The sequence below is a fragment of the Streptomyces sp. NPDC039430 genome, assembly GCF_055639435.1.
Genome location: NZ_JBVKAK010000011.1, coordinates 185,593 through 201,382, shown reverse-complemented (window position 1 = coordinate 201,382; position 15,790 = coordinate 185,593). Strand labels below are relative to the sequence as shown.

12 protein-coding genes are annotated in these 15,790 nt (G+C 73.9%); 7 read left to right on the top strand and 5 right to left on the bottom strand.

Going from position 1 to position 15,790, the window contains the following annotated elements; all coding sequences use genetic code 11:
- The first annotated feature begins 29 nt into the window (after positions 1–29).
- Positions 30–782 carry an FAD:protein FMN transferase gene (locus tag ACZ7LS_RS26540; RefSeq protein WP_385134217.1) on the top strand — a complete coding sequence of 251 codons (753 nt, stop codon included), beginning with the start codon at positions 30–32 and terminating at the stop codon, positions 780–782.
- Between the two features lie 135 nt (positions 783–917).
- Here ACZ7LS_RS26540 and ACZ7LS_RS26535 read toward each other — a convergent pair whose 3' ends face one another.
- Positions 918–2,183: an APC family permease gene (locus ACZ7LS_RS26535; protein WP_385134177.1), complete on the bottom strand. Its 1,266-nt coding sequence runs from the start codon at positions 2,181–2,183 to the stop codon at positions 918–920.
- Positions 2,184–2,460: 277 nt separating this feature from the next.
- Between ACZ7LS_RS26535 and ACZ7LS_RS26530 the strand changes: the two genes are divergently transcribed.
- Positions 2,461–5,055, top strand: coding sequence for a protein kinase domain-containing protein (locus ACZ7LS_RS26530; protein WP_385134174.1), 2,595 nt, complete (start codon positions 2,461–2,463; stop codon positions 5,053–5,055).
- A 12-nt stretch (positions 5,056–5,067) separates the two neighbouring features.
- On the opposite strand, the gene ACZ7LS_RS26525 is transcribed toward ACZ7LS_RS26530, so the two are convergent.
- Complete coding sequence (locus ACZ7LS_RS26525; RefSeq protein WP_385134171.1) at positions 5,068–6,264, bottom strand: FAD-dependent oxidoreductase; 1,197 nt, start codon at positions 6,262–6,264, stop codon at positions 5,068–5,070.
- 152 nt (positions 6,265–6,416) lie between these two features.
- Between ACZ7LS_RS26525 and ACZ7LS_RS26520 the strand changes: the two genes are divergently transcribed.
- The 4 genes from ACZ7LS_RS26520 to ACZ7LS_RS26505 all read left to right on the top strand — a co-directional run bounded on the left by ACZ7LS_RS26520 (position 6,417) and on the right by ACZ7LS_RS26505 (position 11,633).
- Complete coding sequence (locus tag ACZ7LS_RS26520) at positions 6,417–6,875, top strand: DNA-binding protein (protein ID WP_385134168.1); 459 nt, start codon at positions 6,417–6,419, stop codon at positions 6,873–6,875.
- A gap of 342 nt (positions 6,876–7,217) precedes the next feature.
- Positions 7,218–8,282, top strand: coding sequence for a sialidase family protein (locus ACZ7LS_RS26515; protein WP_385134165.1), 1,065 nt, complete (start codon positions 7,218–7,220; stop codon positions 8,280–8,282).
- Between the two features lie 112 nt (positions 8,283–8,394).
- Positions 8,395–9,228 carry an HAD family hydrolase gene (locus ACZ7LS_RS26510; RefSeq protein WP_385134162.1) on the top strand — a complete coding sequence of 278 codons (834 nt, stop codon included), beginning with the start codon at positions 8,395–8,397 and terminating at the stop codon, positions 9,226–9,228.
- A complete protein-coding gene (locus ACZ7LS_RS26505; protein WP_385134159.1) occupies positions 9,150–11,633 on the top strand; it encodes a glycoside hydrolase family 65 protein in 2,484 nt (827 codons plus the stop codon). The genes ACZ7LS_RS26510 and ACZ7LS_RS26505 overlap by 79 nt, the downstream gene beginning before the upstream one ends.
- Before the next feature lie 83 nt (positions 11,634–11,716).
- Here ACZ7LS_RS26505 and ACZ7LS_RS26500 read toward each other — a convergent pair whose 3' ends face one another.
- Entirely contained in the window at positions 11,717–12,760 is a 1,044-nt protein-coding gene (locus ACZ7LS_RS26500; RefSeq protein ID WP_382673255.1) for a zinc-dependent alcohol dehydrogenase family protein, read from the bottom strand.
- A 184-nt stretch (positions 12,761–12,944) separates the two neighbouring features.
- Positions 12,945–13,679 carry a TioE family transcriptional regulator gene (locus tag ACZ7LS_RS26495; protein WP_382525895.1) on the bottom strand — a complete coding sequence of 245 codons (735 nt, stop codon included), beginning with the start codon at positions 13,677–13,679 and terminating at the stop codon, positions 12,945–12,947.
- Positions 13,680–13,737: 58 nt separating this feature from the next.
- Between ACZ7LS_RS26495 and ACZ7LS_RS26490 the strand changes: the two genes are divergently transcribed.
- A complete protein-coding gene (locus ACZ7LS_RS26490; RefSeq protein WP_382673251.1) occupies positions 13,738–14,955 on the top strand; it encodes an erythromycin esterase family protein in 1,218 nt (405 codons plus the stop codon).
- Here ACZ7LS_RS26490 and ACZ7LS_RS26485 read toward each other — a convergent pair.
- Positions 14,952–15,752: a class I SAM-dependent methyltransferase gene (locus tag ACZ7LS_RS26485; protein ID WP_385134154.1), complete on the bottom strand. Its 801-nt coding sequence runs from the start codon at positions 15,750–15,752 to the stop codon at positions 14,952–14,954. The two genes, ACZ7LS_RS26490 and ACZ7LS_RS26485, sit on opposite strands and share 4 nt — an antisense overlap.
- Positions 15,753–15,790 lie beyond the last annotated feature (38 nt).

Sequence of the window (15,790 nt, the reverse complement as noted above, 5' to 3'; positions counted from 1 at the left end):
GCGGCGGGTGGCGCCACGTCGAGCACGCGATGGGCACCGTCTTCTCCTTCGACATGCGCGACCCGCGCACGCCCGCCGTCGAGGCCGCGCTGCGCGAGGCGGTGCGCTGGCTGCACCACGTCGACGAGGTGTACTCCACATACCGCCCCGACAGCGTCATCTGCCGGCTCGCACGCGGAGAGACCGGACTCGACGAGTGCTCCGCCGAGGTGCGCGAGGTCCTCACCCTCTGCAAGCGGGCCGTACGGCACACCGGCGGCTGGTTCAGCCATCTCGCGGGCGGTGTCCTCGACCCGTCCGGGCTGGTCAAGGGCTGGTCGGTCGAACGTGCCTCGCGGATCCTGCGCGAGGCGGGCGCGTACAACACCTGTGTCAACGGCGGCGGGGACCTGCAGCTCGCAGGAGAGGCGGCGCCGGGCTCCCCGTGGCGCGTCGGGATCGCGGACCCCCTGCGCCCGGGGGAGTTCTGCACGGTCGTCAGCGGCCGCGACCTGGCCATCGCCACCTCGGGCGAGACGGAACGCGGAGCCCATATCCTCAACCCCCACCACGGCACGCCGGCGTGCGGCCCGGCGTCCGTCACGGTGGTCGGTGCCCGGCTCACCATGACCGACGCGTACGCGACCGCCGCCTTCGCCATGGGGGAGGCGGCACGGGACTGGCTGGAATCACTCGACGGCTACGAGGGGTTCGCGGTGACACCGGACGGCGGGTCATGGCGCACCAGCGGATTCCCCGGTGAAACGCCGCCGCGTACACGGGCCCGCGTATCCGGTCACTGAACTCGCCGCCTGGCGGGCTCACTCCGGTCCGTCCCGGCACGCGGAGCACGGCTCCTCACGGGCGACACCGTCGCCGCGGCCACCCGGCCCCACCGGAGCGGGAGCCGGAGCGCGCGGCTCGGCGGCGGGTGGGCGTCAGCGGCGGGCGACCGCCCTGCGCAGGCCGTACGCGGCGGCCCCGGCCGCGAGCACCACGGTTCCCCACACGACCGAGGCCGTCGGCAGGGCGATGGCCAGGACCCGGCAACCGGCCAGGCCCAGGACCGGCACGATCCTGGCGGGGCGCCCCTCGGCCGGGGTGAGCGTCCAGGCGGCGGCGTTGGCGACGGCGTAGTAGGCGAGCACGCCGAAGGACGAGAAACCGATCGCGCCGCGCACATCGGCGGTGGCGGCCAGGACAGCGACGACCGCGCCGACCGCGAGCTCCGCGCGGTGCGGCACCCCGAAGCGCGGGTGGACGGCGGCCAGGGCGTGCGGCAGATGCCGGTCACGGGCCATGGCCAGCGTGGTACGGGAGACACCGAGGATCAGCGCGAGCAGCGAGCCGAGCGCCGCGACCGCGGCCCCGGCCCGCACCACCGGGGCCAGCCCCGGGACCCCGGCGGCGCGGACCGCCTGGTCCAGCGGCGCGGCGGCCCCGGCCAGGCCGTCGGGCCCGAGCACCGCGAGGACCGCGAGGGCGACGCCCGCGTACACGGCCAGCGTGACGCCCAGGGCGAGCGGGATCGCCCGGGGAATCGTCCGGCCCGGGTCGCGGACCTCTTCACCGAGCGTGGCGACGCGCGCATAGCCCGCGAAGGCGAAGAACAGCAGCCCGGCCGCCGTCAGCACCCCGCCGAAGGTGGCGTCCGCGCCGATGTCCAGCCGCGCGGCCTCGGCCGTCCCACCGGTCAGACAGGCCACGGCCACGGCGGCCAGGACGGCCAGCACGACCGCGACGATGACCCTCGTCAGCCACGCGGACTTCCGCACGCCGGCATAGTTCACCGCCGTCAGCGCCACCACCGCCGCCACCGCCACCGCGTGCGCCCGGCCGGGCCACGCGTACGCGCCCACCGTCAGGGCCATCGCCGCGCAGGAGGCGGTCTTGCCGGCCACGAAGCCCCAGCCGGCCAGATAACCCCAGAAGTCCCCGAGCCGCTCGCGGCCGTAGACGTACGTGCCGCCGGACTCCGGGTAGCGCGCGGCCAGTCGCGCGGAGGACGTGGCGTTGCAGTACGCCACCACCGCGGCCGCCGCCAGGCTCAGCGGCAGCCCGGACCCGGCCGCCGAGGCGGCCGGTGCGAGCGCGGCGAAGACGCCCGCGCCGATCATCGCTCCGAGCCCGATCACCACGGCGTCGAACAGGCCCAGACGCCGCTTCAGCTCGCCCGCTCCAGCGGACCCCGCCGACGTACCCATCGCTCGCTCCTCGCCCCTGGCCGGGCAACACCGCGCTCCGCGGGCGGCTGTCCGCGTCCGTACGATAACGAGGGACGGACAAACGGGCGGCGCCCGCCCCTGGCCCCGGCGGCACCGCGTGCGACACAGGCCGGACCGGGTCAAGGCGAGCCGTCCGTCGGTGACGGTGCGCTCCTCCCGTCCTCGTCCGACTCGCCCACCGGTAGGGTGGCTTCGCTTGGGACCGGCCGTCATTACCGGCCTCGATACCGCGGCGAACGACTCATGGGGGCCAGTGGTGACCTTGCGGGGGGACGATCCACGCTCCGTCGGCGCGTACCGGCTCGTGTCACGGCTGGGCGCGGGCGGCATGGGCGTCGTCTATCTCGGACGGTCCGTCTCCGGACGCCAGGTCGCGGTGAAGATGATCCGGCCCGAGTTCGCCGAGGACGACGGGTTCCGCAGCAGGTTCCGCCGTGAGGTGGAGGCGGCGCGGCGGGTCAGCGGGGCCTTCACCGCGCCCGTGGTGGACGCCGATCCGGAAGCCGAACAGCCCTGGCTGGCCACGCTGTTCGTACCCGGGCGCACGCTGCACGCGCGGGTGGCGGAGGACGGTCCGCTGCCCCCGGGGGAGATACGGATCCTCGCGGCCGGCCTCGCGGAGGCGCTGCGCGACATCCACCGCACCGGTCTCGTACACCGCGACCTCAAGCCCGCCAATGTGCTGCTCGCCGAGGACGGTCTGCGGGTCATCGACTTCGGGATCTCCCGGGCGGTCGACAGCGATCCGCTGACCCGCACCGGTCTGGTGGTCGGCACACCGCCCTTCATGGCGCCCGAGCAGTTCCGCGCGGGTGAGGCGACGGGGCCCTTCACCGATGTCTTCGCGCTGGGTTCGGTGCTGGTGTTCGCGGCGACCGGGCACGGCCCCTTCGACGCGACGGACCCGTTCGTGTGCGGCTACCGGGTCACGCACGAGGAGCCCGACCTCACCGGACTCCCCGACGAACTGCGGGAGTTGATCGCTCCCTGTCTGTCGAAGGAGCCGGGCGCGCGCCCCACGGTGGGTGACCTCCTGAAGCGGACGGAGGCGGCGATGTCGGGGGCGGATGCGACGGTCGCGGCGGTCCCGGCGGCCGAGACGGTCCCGGCGGCCGAGACGGTCCCGGCGGCCGGGGCGGGGACGACGTCGACCGAGGCGGCGGGTACGGAATCCCCGGCGCAGCCGGAGGCGCGGGCCGAGGTGCGGCCCGGCGTACTACGGCCCGACGTACCGCCCGACGTACCGCCCGAAGCGCGGCCCGAGACGGAGATCACCACCGCGAACGCACCGGCGCGGGAGTCCGAGCCGGTGGCCCGGCCGGGGTCCGGCCCGGTCACCGGACCCGCCGCTCAGCCGGCCACCGAGTCCGCCCACCCGGCCACCCGGCAGTCCGCTCCGCCGGTCGCCGAGCCCGGACCGGCGCCGCGGCTCCCCGCCTTCGCGCGGGCCGAGACACACGCCGCGCCCGCTCCCGCTCCCGCGTCCGCAGCCGCACCCGCGGTCGTCCCCGTATCCCCGTCCCCAGAGCCGCGGCCCGCCCCGGAACAACCACGGGGCGGCTTCCCCAAGCGGCGTACCGCCCTCGCCCTCGTCACGCTGGCGGCCGTCGTGGCGGGCACGCTCTGGGTGGTGAACCAGGGCGGCGGCCAGGACGAACAGGCCGGCGACAAAGGCGGAGGGCCGGCCGGATCCGCCTCGCCCGGCGCCTCGCTCCCCGCCACGCCGTCCCCTTCGCCCAGAACCGACGCCCTCGGCCCCGTCCCCGACCCGCCCGGCGGATTCCGTGGCTGGACCAGCCGCATCACGCTCGACGGGCGCAGCTACGAGCTGGGCAGTGGCAGCTGCGCGACGGTGAGCAGCGGCGTCTACTGCGCGACCTCCTACCGTCAGGCGGTCAAACTGGACCCCGCCACCGGCGCCGAGCGCTGGAAGAAGGACTACCCCGACGGCCATGGCTACATCTACCGGGGCATCGCCGGCGCCGGCCGGGACACCGTGATCGGCTGGACCTCGGTCGGGATCTCCCGTGGCATGTCCCGGCTCACGGGCCTCGCCACCGCCGACGGCGGGGCGCGCTGGGCCAAGCACTACCGGCAGTTCGCCATCCCCGCCTACGACGGCCGGAACACGGTCTTCATGGCCGACGCCCCCGAAGGCCGGCCGACGGTACTCAGAGCGCTCGACGCGGCCACCGGCAAGGAGAAGTGGACCATCGACGGTCCGCCACCAGGTACGGGACAGGCGCTGTGTGCCGGGGACGGCGTCCTCGTCACGACCGAGGCGTACGGGGAGAGCACGATCGCCGCGGCGTACGGGGCGGAGAGCGGCGAGGAACTCCGGCGGACCAACTTCGCCGGCTCCCTCCTCGCGTGCGAGGTGCGGGCGGGTGTGATCCACTTCCTGGTGGGCGAGGGGGACGACGGACCGCGCCGCGCCCTGCGGTGGGACCTGAAGAAGCCGAAGGGCACCGACCCCGACCGCGTCGACGTCGACGGAAAGTTCCGCACCGGCACCTTCGCCGACGATGTCTTCTACGGCTCCGACGAATCGGCCGCGTACGCCTACGACTTGCGTACGGGCAAGCGCATGTGGCGACGTCCGCTGCCCGAGGGCGTCGGGGGCGCCGCGCCCGCCACCGCGGCGGGCAACCGGCTTCTGGTACCCGTGGGCGAGGGCAGGGTGGCGGTGCTCAACGCGACCACGGGCAGCCAGCTGTGGACCACGAAACCGAAGGGCAAGACCGCCGGTGGCGCCAGTGAGAGCCGCCCGATGACGCTCGGCGGCGCCGTGTACACCGTCGCCCTGGGGACGGATATCTTCGCGTTCCGGCTGGACGGGAAGACGGGCTGACAGCCGCGGCCGTCAGCCCGCTGGTCGGTCCGCTGGTCGGTCCGCGCGGTGGTGACGGTGAGCGAACCGGTCGAGCAGGCCCTGTGGCGCGCCGGGGCCGAAGCAGCGGGCGAGACTGTCGGCGGATTCCACGGCGGCGGCCTCGGCGCGGGGGAACAGCGCCTCCTCGTAGACGGTCAGCGCCTTCTCCGTGTCGCCGGGGTGGGCCGCGATCGCGGCGGCCAGTTCGGCGCCGTCGAGCAGGGCGAGGTTGGCGCCCTCGCCGGCGAAGGGCGACATCAGGTGCGCGGCGTCACCGAGCAGGGTCACCCCCGGAATCCGGTCCCACCGGTGGCCGACGGGCAGGGCGTGGAGGGGGCGCGGTACGAGTGGGCCGTCGGCGTCGGTGATGAACGCGCGCAAGCTCTCGTCCCAGCCGCCGAAGTACTCCAGGAGACGGGACTTGGCCGCTTCCGTGTCGGTGAAGTCGATACCGCCGGCGGCGATCCAGTCCGCCGGGACCGTGAGCGCGCAGTAGATGCGCAGTCCGCCGTCGGTCTCCCGGTGGGCGAGGAAGCCCTTCCCCTCGGCCAGGGTGAATAGCATGCCCCCTCCGACGACGGCGGCGCTGCCGGGGTGGCGGGTGTCGGCGTCGTGGAGGTTCATCTCGACGAAGGAGACGCCGGAGTAGCCGGGCATGGCGTCGGAGACCAGCGGACGCACCGTCGACCAGGCGCCGTCCGCGCCGATCAGCAGGTCGGTGGTGAAGGCCGTCCCGTCGCCGAGAGCGACCTCGTGGCGGCCCGCACCGAGCGGGCGGGCGGCGGTGACCTTCGCACCCCAGCGGATGGTGTCCCCGGGCAGGGAGGCGAGCAGGAGGGCGCGCAGATCGTTGCGGTTGATCTCGGGCCGGCCGCCGGCGCTGTCCTCGTCGCTCTCCTCCATGCGGACGGTGGCGTGCCTGTCGAGGACGCGCATGGCCTCGCCGCCGGGGTGGACGGCGGCGAGGAACTCCGCGAAGAGACCGGCGGCGCGCAGCGCCTCCTGACCGGAGTCCTCGTGCAGGTCGAGCATGCCGCCCTGCGGCCGGGCGTGGGGTGAGGCGTCCCGTTCGTACACGGCGGCCTCGATCCCGTGCAGCTGGAGGACTCGGGCCAGCGCGAGTCCGCCCAGTCCGCCGCCGACGACGGTGATGGGGTGGTGGGTCCGGGGGCTCTGGCTGGAAGGCAAGTCGTTCACTCCTTTTCGGACGTCGTGGTGCTGAGCACCGAGAATAGCGAACGTGTTCGTTACGAACAAGTTCGTAGTTTTGAATGGAGGATTGAACGAATTGTTTACAACGAATAGTTGACAACGGTTTGTGTGTCGCCGACCGTGGTCGCATGGCATCGACGTCCGGTCGGCCCACCGACCCCTTCACACCCCCGCAACCCGAGCAGGCGCGCGCGCATCGCGTCGCCGCGTCCCTGTTCCGCATCGCCGAGCGGCACGCGGCCACCGACGAGCAGCGCCGCCGGCAGATCCATCCCTCCGTCCTCGCGCCGCACGAGGCCATCAGGCTGGTGTCGTTCCTGCTCAGTGGCGCCGCGCGGCCCGATGCCGGCGAGCCGGAGGTGGACCACGCCGACATCACCGCCGCGCTGAGCCTCGTCCCTCTGGCGCGCGGTGACATGGACGAACTGGAGGCCGGACTCCTCAAGATGGCCCGGGGGCGCGAGATGACCTGGCAGGAGATCGCCTTCGGGCTGGGCCTCGGCACTCCGCAGGCGGCGAGGCAGCGGTACGAGCGGCTGGCCGACCGTACCGCCGTCGGCCCGGACGGGGCGGGGGAGGCGCCTTAGGCATTCCTCGCGGAGTCACCCTGCCGGCCCCCATCGAGAACAGGAGCGGGAGCGGGGCCGGAGCGGTAAGGGGCACGGGCCGCGATCGCCAACAGGCGGGCGGCCCGGCACGCGTGGCGATACGGGAAGCGCGCGGCGATACGGGAAGCGCGCGGTTCGTACCGCTATGTTCCTCGCGGACCGCCCACGCATCTGTCACGCCGGCCGAGGGACGCGATGAGACTCCGTGCCGTCAGAATCAGCCGGTCGCCGGCGCTCCTGCTCGCTCTCCTAATCGGTACGGCGACAGCGCTGTGGCCCGCCGCCCCGGCACACGCGCGGCCGGCCTCCTGCGAGCCCTCCGTGCCGTACGAGTCCGGGACCTCCGGCTACCACACCTTCCGTATCCCGGCCGCTCTCCAGGTGCCGGGCGGCGCCCTTCTCGCGTTCGCCGAGGGGCGGCGTGACTCGGCCGCGGACGACGGCGACATCGATCTGGTCCTCCGGCGCTCGCTGGACGGCGGGTGCACCTGGCAGCCGCTCCAGGTGGTGGCCGACGCGGGGAAGGACACCGTCGGCAACCCCGCGCCGGTGATCGACCCGTACAGCGGGGACGTGGTGCTCGTGACCTGCCGGACGATCGGCGGCGCGACCAAACGCCAGGTGGTGGTGGGAGCGGTCGCCGAGTCCGTCCGCCGGGTGTACGTGCAGCGCAGCACGGACGGCGGCCTGAGCTGGTCGCCACAGCGGGACATCACGGCGTCGGTCAAGGCCGCGGACTGGCGCTGGTACGCGGTGGGCCCCGGGCACGCCGTGGCGCTGCGGCACGGCCCGCGGCGGGGACGCCTGCTGATCCCCGCGAACCACAGCGCGGGCCGCAAGGCCCGCAGCGGGGCGCACTCCCTGGTCAGCGACGACGGCGGACACAGCTGGCGCGTCGGCTATCTCAGCCCCGGGGCCGACGAGCCGCTCGCGCTCAACGAGAGCACGCTGACGGAACTGCCGGACGGCCGCGTGTACGTCAACGCCCGTGACCACGACCGTACGACCGAGGGCTCCCGGGCCGACGCCTACAGTGCCGACGGCGGCCTGACACTCTCCGTCCCGTTCCGGCCGCAGCCGCTGATCGAGGGGCCCGTGGTGCAGGGCAGTGTGCTCCAGGTCCGTGGTCTCACGGGGCACGAGCCGCTGCTGTACTCCGGCCCCTCCGACCCCGCGGAACGGCTCCGGATGCGGGTCCGGGCCAGCGGCGACGGCGGACGGACATGGCGCCCCGTGTGGACGGTGTCGGAGGACCGGGCCGGCTACTCGGACCTGGTGCAGACCGGTGGCGGGACCGTCGGTCTGCTGTACGAGACGGGAGAGCGGACCTATCACGACACCATCCGCTTCACCCGGCTCCCCTGGGTCTGGAGGCTCCTGCCGTAGGGCGTGCCGGGCGGAAACGACCCCGGCTCCGCCGTGCTCACGACCGTGAGCCGTGGTGCCATGGGTCCATGGGGCATCTCCTCGCAGGGCCCGGGCGCGAACGGATCCGGCCATGACCGGCGCGCCGGTCCTGGCACCGTGCCTGCGCTCCGTGCGGGCCGTGGTCTTCGACACCGACGGTGTCATCACCGACTCCGCCGGAGTGCACGCCGCGGCCTGGAAGGGCGCGTTCGACGCGTGTCTGTCCGCCGCGGGCGTGCGGGACCCCTTCGACGCGGTGGACGAATACCGCCGCTATGTCGACGGCAGGTCCCGCGAGGACGGGGCGGTCGCGTTCCTGAAAGCGCGCGGGCTCGATCTGCCCCTCGGCGACCCCGGCGACGGACCGGGAACGGCCACCGTACGGGCCGTCGCGGCACGCAAGGAGCAGCTGTTCACACGGCGGCTGCGCGAGCACGGCGTCGACGCCTGGCCCGGGACCGTACGCCTGCTCCACGCGCTGAGCGCCGCGCGCGTGCCGTGCGCCGCCGTCTCGGCGTCCCGGCACGCGACGGAACTGCTGACGGCGGCCGGTGTCCTCGGTCTGCTGCGGACCGTGGTGGACGGCGACGAGGCGCACAGGCTGCGGCTGCCGGGCAAGCCCGCCCCGGCGATCTTCCTGGAGGCCGCCCGCCGTCTCGGGTACCCGCCCCGGGACACGGCCGTTGTGGAAGACGCGCTGGCCGGCGTCGAAGCGGGCCGGCGCGGCGGGTTCGGCCTGGTGATCGGCGTCGACCGTACGGCCGGCCCGACGAGCGCGGCCGAACTGCGCGGGCACGGCGCCGATGTGGTCGTCGCCGACCCCGGAGAGCTGCTGATCGCGGAGGCATGCCGGAGCGGCGCGAACGGGAGCGGCGCGAACGGGAAAAGCGCGAACGGGAGAAGCGCGAACAGGAGCAGCGGGTGACCTCACGCGCCTGGACCTGGACCTACGAGGGGTACGACCCCGGGACGGAGCGCCTGCGCGAGGCGCTCTGCACGCTGGGCAACGGCTACTTCGGCACCCGTGGCGCCGCCTCCGAGACGTCCGAGGGACCGGCGCACTACCCGGGCACCTACGCGGCGGGCTGCTACAACCGGCTGATCTCCACCGTGGCGGGTCGGCAGGTCGAGAACGAGGACATGGTCAATCTGCCCAACTGGCTTCCGCTGCGCTACCGCGTACGCCCCGAGGGAGCCGCACCGGGACCGTGGCTCTCACCCGACGGCCCCCATCTCCTCACCCACCGGCAGAGCCTGGACCTGCGGCACGGCACCCTGACCCGCTGGTCGGTGTACGAGGACGACGCCGGGCGCCGGCTGCGCGTGGAGCAGTGCCGGCTGGTGCACATGGGCGAGCCGCATCTCGCGGCGCAGCGCACCTCGTTCACCGCGGAGGGCTGGGCCGGCACGGTGGAAGTGGAGTCGGCACTCGACGGGGATGTGCGCAACGCGGGAGTGGAGCGGTACAGCGAGCTGGCGAACCGGCATCTGACCCATGTGCGCACCGGCGCCGAGCACGACGACACCGTGGTGTGGCTGCGCTGCCGCACCGTCACCTCCGACATCAGGATCGCGCTCGCCGCGCGTACCCGCGTCACCGACCGCCGCGCCCTCCCGCCCCGTGCGCGGCTCACCGCCGGACAGGCCGTCCAGACCCTCATGATCCCCGTGGTTCCCGACGAGACGGTGGCCGTCGACAAGACCGTCGCGTTGTACACCTCCCGGGACCCGGCGATCAGCGGCCCGCTGACCACCGCCGTCCAGGAGGTACGGCGTGCCGCCGACTTCCCCCGGCTGCTGGCCTCGCACCACCGCGCCTGGGAGCGCGTCTGGCGGGAGGCGGCGCTCGACGTGCCGGGCGAGGCGGGCAGGATCCTGCGGCTGCACCTCTTCCACGTACTCCAGACCCTGTCCCCGCACACGGCGGGACTGGACGCCGGCGTACCGGCCAGAGGGCTGCACGGCGAGGCGTACCGCGGGCATGTCTTCTGGGACGAGCTGTTCGTCCTGCCGTTCCTCAACCTGCACTTCCCGGAGGTCTCCAGGGCCCTGCTCGGCTACCGCCACCGGCGGCTGCCCGCGGCCGTCCACGCGGCGCGCAGCGTGGGCCGGCGGGGCGCGATGTACCCCTGGCAGAGCGGCAGCGACGGGCGCGAGGAGACCCAGGAGGTCCACCTCAACCCGCGCTCGGGCCGCTGGCTGCCCGACCACTCCCGGCTGCAGCACCATGTCGGCTCGGCGGTGGCGTACAACGTGTGGCAGTACTGCCAGGCCAGCGGTGACACGGAGTTCCTGCACACCGACGGCGCGGAGACACTGCTCCAGATCGCGCGGTTCTGGGCGAGCAGCGCGGTCTGGGACCCGGCGCTGGAGCGGTACCGCATCCGTGGTGTCGTCGGTCCCGACGAGTACCACGACGGCTACCCGGACGCCACGGTGCCCGGACTGGACGACAACGCCTATACGAACGTCACCGCCGCGTGGGTACTGACCAGGGCCCTCGAACTCTGCCGGACCCTGCCCCTCGCGCACCGCCACCAGCTCTTCGACCGCATCCGGCTCGCGCCGTCGGAACAGGACGGCTGGGACGACATCGCCCATCGGCTCCATGTGCCGTACCACGCGGGGATCATCAGCCAGTTCGCCGGATACGGGGACCTCGCCGAACTCGACTGGCAGGGATACCGGAAGCGGTACGGCGACATCCGGCGGCTGGACCGGATCCTGGAGGCGGAGGGCGACACGGCCAACCGCTATCAGGCGTCCAAGCAGGCCGATGTGCTGATGCTCGGCTACCTCTTCTCGCCCAGGGAACTCGCCGGGCTCTTCCGGCAGCTCGGTCACCGCCTCGACGACGACACCTGGCGGGCCACCGTCGACTACTACCTCGCCCGCACCAGCCACGGGTCCACGCTCAGCTCCCTCGTCCACGCGTGGGTGCTGGCCCGGGTCCGCCGTGCGGACGCCTGGGCCTTCGCCGAGGAGGCGCTCGCCGGGGACGTGGCGGATGTCCAGGGCGGCACCACGGCGGAGGGCATCCATCTCGGCGCGATGGCGGGCACCCTGGACTTCGTACAGCGCGGGCTGACCGGTCTGGAGACCCGTGACAACGCGCTGTGGCTGGATCCGGCGCCGCTGCCCCAGCTGTCGAAGTTCGGGGTCGGCATCCGCTACCGCAGCCACTGGGACGTGGATCTGCGGATCCGCGCCCAGCGGGTACGGATCGCCGTGCCGGACGCGAGCGGCGGTCCGGTACGTGTGGTGCTCGGCGGGGTCGAGTCCGTCATCGCTCCCGGCACCGTGCGCCGGCTCGAACTGCCCGACAGGTGAGCGGGGCAGGGCGGCTGGGGGGGCGGCGGTGCGCCCCGGCCTGGTACGGGCGGCGGCCGGGCGGCGGCAGGCCGTGGGCGGCGTCAGTCGGGTACGAGCACCGCGGCGCCGTTCACCCGGTCGGCCGCGAGGTCGGTGAGCGCCCGGTCGGCCTGGCTCAGCGGATAGCGGCTGACGGTGACGTGGATGCCGATGCGCTCGGCCAGGGCGAGGAAGTCGCGCCCGTCCTGCCGGGTGTTGGAGGTGACGCTGCGCAGATTCCGTTCCTGGAAGAGATGGCGCTGGTAGTTGAGCACCGGAATGTCGGAGAGATGGATTCCGGCGATCGAGAGCGTGCCCGACCGGTCCAGGGCCTCCAGCGCCACCGGTACGAGGTCACCCACCGGAGCGAACAGGATCGCCGAGTCCAGCGGCTCCGGCGGCCGGTCCCGGGCGTCACCGGCCGAGGAGGCGCCCAGTTCCATGGCGAGTTCGCGTGCCGCCGCCGACCGGGTCAGGACATGGACCGTGGCGCCCTCGGCCAGCGCCACCTGTGCGGCCAGATGGGCGGAGGCGCCGAATCCGTAGAGCCCCAGACGCCCGCCGCGCGGCAGCGCGCCGCGGCGCAGCGCGCGGTAGCCGATGATCCCGGCGCACAGAAGCGGCGCGAGGTGCGCGGCGTCCTGGTTCTCCGGCAGCCGGTAGGCGAACGCCTCGGGGACGATGGCCAGTTCGGCGAAGCCGCCGTCCGCGTCCCATCCCGTATAGAGGGAGCGCGGGCAGAGATTCTCCTGTCCCGCCCGGCAGTAGCGGCAGGTGCCGCAGGTCCCGCGCAGCCAGGCCCCGCCGGCCCGGTCGCCGGTGCGGAACCTCGTCACGTCCTCGCCGGCGGCGGCCACGCGGCCGACGATCTCATGGCCGGGGATGCTCGCCGGGCGGTGCGGGGCGAGATCGCCCTCGGTCAGATGCAGATCCGTACGGCAGACGCCGCACGCCTCCACCCGCAGCAGCAGTTCGCCGGGCCCGGGGGCGGGCACGGGACGGCTGACACGGACCAGTGGCCGCCCGGTGCTCACCGGCCCCGGGGTCCCGACGGCCCAGCCGCCGTAGGTCTCCGTGGCGGGGGCGGCGGACGCGGGAACAGCCATAACCCCAGCCTGCGGCGCACGCCGACCCGCGGCAAGCGGGCACCCGAGCGGGACTCGACGACGTACGTACGTGTCCCGGGCGTACGTGTCCCGGGCGTACGTGTTCCGGGCGTACCCTCCCGGGTCGGCGGCCCGCGCACGTCTCCTGGGCCGGCGACCGGCGTATCGTCCCCTTTATTCGCGTTTACTCGCGCTCGCGGAGGTACGACTCCAGCTCGGCGGCCCCGGCCAGCATCGCCCGCGCGCGAGCGGACAGCCGGCCGTGCCAGTCGTGCAGCGCGGCCTCCAGCGGCTCCAGCCCGCCGGCCGCCCGCACCTGGGCGATCAGCGGGGCGATCCGCTCCAGTGGATAGCCGCCCCGCCTGAGCTGGTGGGCCAGCCGCGCGTCCCGTACGTCGGCCTCGTCGTAGACGCGGTACCCGGTCACCGGGTCGCGGCGCGGGCGCACCAGCCCGGCGCGCTCCCATTTCCGCAGCGTCGCGGGCCGGATTCCGAGCTCCCGCGCCAGCGGCCCGATGAACGTGCCGCCGGGCCGGGACACCGCCGCGCCGGGTTCGGACACGGCGGTGTGCGCCAGGTCGCGGAGGGCGGTCTCCACGGCCTGAAGCGTCCGCCGGTCGTCGAGCAGCTGGGCGTGGCTCTCGTCGATGAGACGGAACGCCTCGTCGACCGCGCCACGGTGCACGGCCCGCATGATCGACGTCGCCGTCCGGTGGCTGTGGCCGGGCACCAGCGCGAGGAACGCGCCCAGGGCCCGCGCGTGCAGCGGGGTGTAGGTGCGGTAGCCGTGGGCCGTGCGACCGGCGACCGGCAGGATGCCGGCTTCCTCGTAGTTCCTGACCGCCTGCGTGGACAGACCGTGCCCGCGCGCCAGGTCGATCGGCCTGAGCTGACCCTCGTTTTGAAGCTTTCGTGCCACAGGACCGACAATATCGCGGAAAAGTTTCCACCGAAGGTTCAACGATACCGTTGAAGGCATGGTTACCGACATCAAGGACGCCGCCCACGCCGTCGAGGCCGTCGCCGTCCTGAAACTGCTTCCGGCCCGGCCGCGGCTGCTCGCCCTGGGCGAGCCCACGCACGGCGAGGACACGCTGCTCGACGTGCGCAACGAGCTCTTCCGGCAGTTCGTCGAGAGGGAGGGCTACCGGACGATCGCGATCGAGAGCGACTGCCTGATGGGCCTGGTCGTGGACGAGTACGTCACCTCGGGCACGGGCACCCTGGACGAGGTCATGGAGCGGGGAATCAGCCACGGCTGGGGCGCCTCCGCGGCCAACCGCGAGCTCGTACGCTGGATGCGCGCCTACAACGTCCGCGCCGAGGAAGACGGCCGGCCCGCGTCCGAGCGGCTCCGCTTCGCCGGGTTCGACGGCCCGCTGGAGATGACCCACGCGGCGAGTCCCCGGCAGGCCCTCACCGCACTCCACGGCTACCTCGCGGCCCGGGTGGACGCGCACCTGCTCCCCTGTACCGCGGACACACTCGACCGGCTGCTCGGCGCCGACGACCGGTGGACCGATCCCGACGCGATGATGGACCCGTCCCGGTCCACGGGGCAGTCGGCCGAGGCCGGCCAACTGCGGCTGCTCGCCGACGATCTGGTGGAGCTGCTCGACGAGCAGACGCCGCACCTGATCACGGCGACATCGCGGGACGCCTGGGACCGGGCGCGCCTGTACGGGCGCACCGCCACCGGCCTGCTGCGCTACCACCACTGGATGGCCGACACCTCACCGGCCCGCATGACCCGGCTGGTGGGTCTGCGGGGCCGGATGATGGCCGACAACCTCCTCGCCCTCGCCGCCCGGGGCCCGGCACTGGTCCACGCCCACAACAGCCATCTCCAACGGGCCAAGAGCTCGGTGCGGATGGGCGCGATGCCGCTGGAGTGGTGGAGCGCCGGTGCCCTGGTGAGCGCACAGCTCGGTGAGGAGTACGCCGTCGTGGCCACGGCCCTCGGCACGATCCGGCACCAGGGAGTGGGCGCGCCGCCGCCGGACACCGTCGAGGGACTCCTGTACGCGCTCCCGGAGGACCGCTGCGTCATCGACGCCCCCCGGCTGGCCGCCGCGCTCGGCGGCACACCGCCCGCGCCCCGCGTATCCCCCTGGTTCGGCTACGCCCCGCTCGACCCGGCCCACCTGGCGGACAGTGAAGGCATCGTGTTCGTCAAGGACGTCCCGCGGAGCTAGGGTCGCTCGGTCCTGTCCGGTCCCGGGATCCCGTCCGCCGGTGCTCTCAGCTGCCAGACGCGCGCCGGGGGCACATTGCACCAGACGGTGCGGCAGCCGACGGAATGCGCCCGCTGGAAGGTGTCGAGCACATGCACGACTCCGCTGTGCCGGGCCAGGCTCCGGGAGCTGCCGAACACCGCACGCAGCCTCGTGGTGCCGCGGTAGCCGAAGTACGTCAGCCTGCCGCCGGGGCCGAGCGCGGTCAGATAGCGCGCGAGCAGCTCGGACACCTCGTCGGGGTGGAAGTTGGTGAACGGCAGCCCCGACACGATCACGTCGTACCGCGCCGCGGGGTCCAGCTCCTGGACCGGCGCGGCTATCAGCCCGACCCGTTCCCCCAGGTTCGCGAACCGGGGATCGGCACGCAGATCGGCCGCGAGCACGCGGGCGAAGCGCGGGTTGGACTCGACCAGGTCCAAGGTGTCCTCGGGCCCGAGCAGACCGGCGAGCACCCGGGAGACCGCGCCGGTGCCGGCCCCGACCTCCAGTACGGCGCGGGGCCGCCCGGTACGCTCCGCCAGCGGCGCGGCGAGGGCCTGCGCGAGAGGGCGCCCGCTGGGTGTCACGGCGCCGGTCGTACGGAACGTCCGCAGTGTCTCCGCGAAGAACAGCCCCCGGTCGGCGAGCCGCCGGGCGGGCGTTCGCCGGGCCCGCGCGCCCCCGGCCGGGGGCGCGCCGGTGCGTGCGGCGCCAGAGGGTGCGGTGTCGGCCGGCGAGGTGCGGACCAGCGGGGTACGGGGCGATGGAAGAGCCATGCCGGCGACGCTAGGCAGCGGCAGGCGCCGGGGAATCG

What these genes read in the sequence shown, in the direction of transcription:
- ACZ7LS_RS26520 (WP_385134168.1), top strand. Translation starts at nt 6,417, where the DNA reads ATGGCATCGACGTCCGGTCGGCCCACCGACCCCTTCACACCCCCGCAA.
- ACZ7LS_RS26500 (WP_382673255.1), bottom strand. Translation starts at nt 12,760, where the DNA reads ATGGCTGTTCCCGCGTCCGCCGCCCCCGCCACGGAGACCTACGGCGGC.
- ACZ7LS_RS26540 (WP_385134217.1), top strand. Translation starts at nt 30, where the DNA reads ATGGGCACCGTCTTCTCCTTCGACATGCGCGACCCGCGCACGCCCGCC.
- ACZ7LS_RS26535 (WP_385134177.1), bottom strand. Translation starts at nt 2,183, where the DNA reads ATGGGTACGTCGGCGGGGTCCGCTGGAGCGGGCGAGCTGAAGCGGCGT.
- ACZ7LS_RS26505 (WP_385134159.1), top strand. Translation starts at nt 9,150, where the DNA reads ATGCCGGAGCGGCGCGAACGGGAGCGGCGCGAACGGGAAAAGCGCGAA.
- ACZ7LS_RS26490 (WP_382673251.1), top strand. Translation starts at nt 13,738, where the DNA reads ATGGTTACCGACATCAAGGACGCCGCCCACGCCGTCGAGGCCGTCGCC.
- ACZ7LS_RS26510 (WP_385134162.1), top strand. Translation starts at nt 8,395, where the DNA reads ATGACCGGCGCGCCGGTCCTGGCACCGTGCCTGCGCTCCGTGCGGGCC.
- ACZ7LS_RS26485 (WP_385134154.1), bottom strand. Translation starts at nt 15,752, where the DNA reads ATGGCTCTTCCATCGCCCCGTACCCCGCTGGTCCGCACCTCGCCGGCC.